This is a genomic window from Enterobacter cloacae complex sp. P2B, from assembly GCF_014895985.1.
Taxonomy (GTDB): domain Bacteria; phylum Pseudomonadota; class Gammaproteobacteria; order Enterobacterales; family Enterobacteriaceae; genus Enterobacter; species Enterobacter bugandensis.
Genome location: NZ_JADBQQ010000005.1, coordinates 1 through 4,672, shown reverse-complemented (window position 1 = coordinate 4,672; position 4,672 = coordinate 1). Strand labels below are relative to the sequence as shown.

At 49.7% G+C, this 4,672-nt stretch carries 9 protein-coding genes; all 9 read right to left on the bottom strand.

The window, feature by feature from the left end:
* Positions 1–82: 82 nt before the first annotated feature.
* The 9 genes from IM313_RS04320 to IM313_RS04280 all read right to left on the bottom strand — a co-directional run bounded on the left by IM313_RS04320 (position 83) and on the right by IM313_RS04280 (position 4,451).
* Positions 83–1,093, bottom strand: coding sequence for a tyrosine-type recombinase/integrase (locus tag IM313_RS04320; protein WP_193056089.1), 1,011 nt, complete (start codon positions 1,091–1,093; stop codon positions 83–85).
* Complete coding sequence (locus tag IM313_RS04315) at positions 1,093–1,320, bottom strand: DUF4224 domain-containing protein (protein ID WP_016063584.1); 228 nt, start codon at positions 1,318–1,320, stop codon at positions 1,093–1,095. Before IM313_RS04315 ends, IM313_RS04320 begins: the two co-directional genes overlap by 1 nt.
* Positions 1,321–1,353: 33 nt before the next feature.
* The gene (locus IM313_RS04310) at positions 1,354–1,623 is read right to left on the bottom strand and encodes a hypothetical protein (RefSeq protein ID WP_193056091.1); all 270 of its coding nucleotides are present in this window, start codon (positions 1,621–1,623) and stop codon (positions 1,354–1,356) included.
* Between the two features lie 73 nt (positions 1,624–1,696).
* Complete coding sequence (locus IM313_RS04305) at positions 1,697–1,924, bottom strand: hypothetical protein (protein ID WP_193056088.1); 228 nt, start codon at positions 1,922–1,924, stop codon at positions 1,697–1,699.
* Positions 1,921–2,706 carry a hypothetical protein gene (locus IM313_RS04300; RefSeq protein WP_193056092.1) on the bottom strand — a complete coding sequence of 262 codons (786 nt, stop codon included), beginning with the start codon at positions 2,704–2,706 and terminating at the stop codon, positions 1,921–1,923. The genes IM313_RS04305 and IM313_RS04300 overlap by 4 nt, the downstream gene beginning before the upstream one ends.
* The gene (locus tag IM313_RS04295; protein ID WP_226858815.1) at positions 2,706–3,083 is read right to left on the bottom strand and encodes an ead/Ea22-like family protein; all 378 of its coding nucleotides are present in this window, start codon (positions 3,081–3,083) and stop codon (positions 2,706–2,708) included. The genes IM313_RS04300 and IM313_RS04295 overlap by 1 nt, the downstream gene beginning before the upstream one ends.
* Positions 3,080–3,274, bottom strand: a complete 195-nt coding sequence (locus IM313_RS04290; RefSeq protein WP_193056087.1) for a hypothetical protein — start codon at positions 3,272–3,274, stop codon at positions 3,080–3,082. Before IM313_RS04290 ends, IM313_RS04295 begins: the two co-directional genes overlap by 4 nt.
* Positions 3,271–4,101 carry a chromosome partitioning protein ParB gene (locus tag IM313_RS04285; protein WP_163365145.1) on the bottom strand — a complete coding sequence of 277 codons (831 nt, stop codon included), beginning with the start codon at positions 4,099–4,101 and terminating at the stop codon, positions 3,271–3,273. The genes IM313_RS04290 and IM313_RS04285 overlap by 4 nt, the downstream gene beginning before the upstream one ends.
* Positions 4,101–4,451 (bottom strand): hypothetical protein, encoded by a 351-nt coding sequence (locus tag IM313_RS04280; RefSeq protein ID WP_193056086.1) that lies wholly within the window; start codon positions 4,449–4,451, stop codon positions 4,101–4,103. Before IM313_RS04280 ends, IM313_RS04285 begins: the two co-directional genes overlap by 1 nt.
* Between the last annotated feature and the right edge of the window lie 221 nt (positions 4,452–4,672).

The following is a 4,672-nucleotide window of genomic DNA, read 5'->3' as shown; positions in this document are numbered from 1 at the left end:
CCACCGAAAGGTGGTTTTTTATTGTCTTTTTTTCGCCATTCGCCATTGTTTCGCCATTCAGCTTCGCCACAAAAAGAGGGCATTACTGCCCCCCAACTACCGGAACTATAGGAATTTTTCTATCATAACGCGCTGTCTGTGACGCATTTTTGTGACCAGCGATTCCCTGCTTTTCGTTAAGAGTGCCTTCCAGATCTGATATCCCTTTTGCTTTTAAATCGTGGAACGTGAAGTTAAATTCGAGCTCAGTAAATTTTTCAGCGGCTAACTTTTTCGCCTTCATCCACTGTGCGTTAAACGCATCTCTTGTATATCTCAAACCAGATGGCTGGTGGATCAGATAAATACTCACCATTCCTGAATTTAGAGGAAGAGATTCAGCAAGTCTGACTGCATTATCCAATCGCTCCGTCCATGCCTTAATTTGAGGAACGGCTGTTTTACTCTGCTGGATCATTATCCCTTCATTGAGGATTTGGCTTTTCTTCAGGTCTAGGATATCTCCCTGCCTTGCACAACATAAATAAGCAAGTTCCATAGCAACTTTCACTGGGGTACCAGCAACGCTTAATAAAGCCTCGTATTCCTTATCGGTGACATAGCGAGTTCTCGCTTTTTCCTTAAATTGCTTAACCCCCTGGCAAGGGTTAATCTTCACTTTTCCGCGCTCATATGCCCACCTGAAAACCCTCGATATAAACGCTTTCTCTCGGTTCGCCTGAACCCTGCTTTTAACACCTCTCTTATCCATATACTTCCTGATATGCTCAGGCTTGATGTTGTCTGGCTTCATCTTCCCAAAAACAACATTTACTTTTGCGCCATATTTTCTGTAGTCCTTTCTGGTTTCGGTGGCCAGTTCATGGAAGTCACCAGAGTTAAAAAACTCTTCGCAAAGTGCGTTGAAGTTGGAACCTACCTTGATATCGTTAATGAAGTTTTCATAGGCTGCCCAGACCTGAGACTTAGTAAGATCGTGATTGCACAATCTCACCGTTCTGCCGTCTGGCGTTCTGAATTCATAGGCTGACTTGCCCCGACGAACGCGGGGCGGCATCCAGTTATCTTCTGGGTTTTTGCGGATTCTGGGCATTACATGTCCTTAAAGTTTGGTTCTTCTTCCTCTGGATTGTTCACTACCAGCTTGAGGCCTGCAGGGTTAGTTACATGATCCCATGTAGTGCCTGGCCTGCCGTCTTTTCGTGGCACGAAAAACACACCGCTTTCTTTCAGTGCTCGGCACTGAAGGGAAGGGCGACGATAACCAGTAAGCTGATAGAGGTCATCAGGGGTAAGAAAACGTTGGCTTTGTCCGCTCATCGTATAGCTCTCCACTCAACCGGCTGCACCCGGCTATCTCTTATAGAAAATGCATGATGAACAACCACCACGAAGCCCATCATTGCAGGTACGACATCTTTTTGTTTCGGTGTAATAAAGCTGGTGGACCATCTCCTCCGGCATGAGAATAGGCATCGGCACGCGGATAACCAGCTTTTTGAGCCTGTCTATTTCGCAAGCCAGTTCCAGCAGGCGTGAGCGGCAATCCTCTGCTTCCTCGCGCCACCATGCGATATCGGCTTTAAGGCGGCGTATTCGCCGCCGTTTGAGTTTGCTCACCATGGCAGCCACCCAATACCCTGAAGTGAGCAGATGACAAGCAGCACGAACATTACTGCATCGAATGGGTTAGGCATCACTCATCATCCTCATCCCAATCATCATCGTTATCGTCAACCGCCCACAAAAGCGGGTTGGTAGCTTTGCTTATCTGGCTTGCATATCCGCTGCGCCCAAGACCTCTCAGGACGTTGTACATCTCAAACATCTCAGTGCGTTCATCGCCAATTTCCAACTGACAGGCCAGTGTGTGACACTCTGTAGCAAGCGAGGCTAACTTTTGGAGGAATTCTGATTTACTCACGCCTTCACCTCCTGCTGCGGTGCTGCTGCTAGCATGGCCGCGTAAGCGCACTCCATTGGACCTGGCGCAGGTCTGTCGTGAATCTGTATTTGACTGCGCTCGTAATGAGCTGAGATTCCAGACTGGAGCATTTCTGCCGTCGGCTCGACCGGCACCATTACCCAACCATCCTGAATTACAGTAGAGTTACGATCGGCTAATTTCCTGTTCAGCTCCAGCGCCACCATAGCGATGGTCGATGTCGTGAGTGAATGCATGTGCGGATTGCTTGCCACAGCCTCCAGCCACACGACATCGTTAAAGCGGTCGAGGTCGAAATCATCAGGCAACTTGTAAGCCGTCGTTACAGGTTCGGAACCCTGAAGCATGGCGGCGCGGCAGGCGTTCCAAAGTTCATCCGCAAAATCGCAAGCCTTTTCTCCGCCACCACATGCCTGACAGAGGACCTCGTAAACGCTGTCGGGGATATCATCAGGCACAGACACCGTCTCTGGCGGGGCGGTGTAGATAAGCTCACAATCACGACTCTCGTCAGCCATCAAAGAATATCGGTGCGCAATATCGTAATACTTCCAATTGCCGTGACCAGATACCTCATCCTTCCATCGAGCCCTGACTGCCACAGCCTCCGCTTCGAGCGATGCCAGCGCGATACGCGCCAGCTCCAGTTCTTCTTCAAGCTCTGCGCGTGAATCAGCGAAAGCGGTCTGCGTGATGGAAAATTCCAGACTCTTAACCTTTTCGCGTGCACATGCGCGTAACCGCCCTTTGGTGAATTCCATTACTTAACTCCCAGCAGCAAACGCGCCGCCTCAACTGTTACCCACGACGGCATCGCAACCCCTGATTGACTGCCGTTGCCCCGACGCTCTCCGGTGTCACACTCGGCATAGAGCCGCGCCAACATTGCCTCTAGCTCAGCAATCATCATGTCTTTGGCTTCCAGCTCATCCAGCAGCGCCAGAACTACATCGGCGGCTTTCTGGCACTGGTCAACAATGCTAACGTCACAACCGGTATCGAAGCCGTCCTCAGTTTCAAAGCGGAGCTCTACGGTGTCGCCGTCGATATCAGATGGTTCGAACCCCGCGATGTTTTCCAGAATGTTGATTGTGCTTTCTGCGCTATCACGCAGCGCCTGTTTGTCGATGTTGCTCATTGGGCGGCCCCTTTGTGAGATTTTGTGATGTAATCCGCCAACTCACCTTTCTTATTGAGACTCTGCATATCCATCATGTCTGTGATAGACATACCTGCTGCTGGAGTAACCACAACAAAGTTTCCATTCACTTCCAGAGTGCGCCCTTGCTCTTCCATACGCTTTAGGAACGCTACGATTTTGTTGCTCATGAGTGATCTCCTTTGCGAAGCTGGGCGGCTATGGCTTTGTGCTCATCAATAATTTGCGATGCTTCTGCATGAGCCAAACCTTCGAGAGAGATAACGCCAGTGTCACTTATCCCAGCCAGGCTAATCAGTTCAACAAGGCGACGCGCTTTCTTCACGCTAATTTCCGGCGCTATAACGCTGCGGGTAACTTTCTTCTTACCCTTTGCTGCAGCAGAAGCTTTATCCTTCTGAAGAACCTCACCGGCCTTCTCGCCGAACTCTTTTACGCGATCAACGGCAACATCTACGGACACGGTCCCGGATTTAACTTCTTTCTGAACGTCGTGGTTAGCTGTGCTGAGTAGCAGGAGCTTCTCGACAGTAGGAACAGACTTGTTGACCAGTTTTGCGATCTCGCTGGTGGTCTGATTGAAGGCGTTATGCAGCTCCTGAATAACTGCAGCCTGTTCCATATCGGAGAGCGGGAGCTGGTTGTTACTGGTCATGATCCGCGCCAGACGCTGAACATCGCTGCCGTTGAACGGCATGATGTGGATGCGGTCTACGGGCTTTCCAGCTTCAGCACAGCGCGCATAGCAGCGGCGACGGCGGTGACCTTCGACAACCCATACGCCACCTTCATCACGGGCGATAACTTCCAGTGGTGGAACTGATCCGCCGTTCATCAGATAGTTGAACAGATCATCATCAGCCTGGCGGGTGCGTTCATCGTCTTCACGCTTGTTGAAACCTTCACGAACATGGATATCGGAAAGGGCGATAAACATCCCGGTATCGGTGCGCTTAATTACACCGGCCCGGGTCATTTGCTTGAATGAGTTAGCCATCAGAGAGCAACCTCGTTCTTCATGGAAATCACCACAGGAGGCAGTTCACGCTGTGCTTCCAGAAGATGCATATTGGTTCGGGTCTTAGTGTGGCGCTCCACAATGCGGTCGCACTCTTTGGCCCAACTCGCTACATCCTGTCGAAGGGTGGCATTCTGCTCGGCCAGTTCCTTCCGCTGCGCCATCGCTTCACAAAGCGCGACGCTGGTAACATCAAGGCGTGTAGCCAGTTCGTTAACCATCCAGCCGTAAGCGGCAGGAAGAAGAGGGACGGCTTTGCGAGCTGCATCAATAAGCTGCTCTCTGGTCATGCGTGGTTGTAACTTGGTACCGTTCTGTGTGGCAGTCATTGTTAGTTTCTCCTTTTAAAAGAGCGCTCTGCACAGCGCTGATTATTTCTTGAAAAATTGAGATTGATAAGGTTTAATAACTCAGATAGACAATTTCATTAATTTCCATTGCTTTTCTTTAAAATTCCATCTATTTTTCTTTCGGAATTTTGAAGTAAACTGATGATACGATTACGTATTAAGATTTGTTATTTTGCGCTTAAGTTTCATCAGGGGCTAAT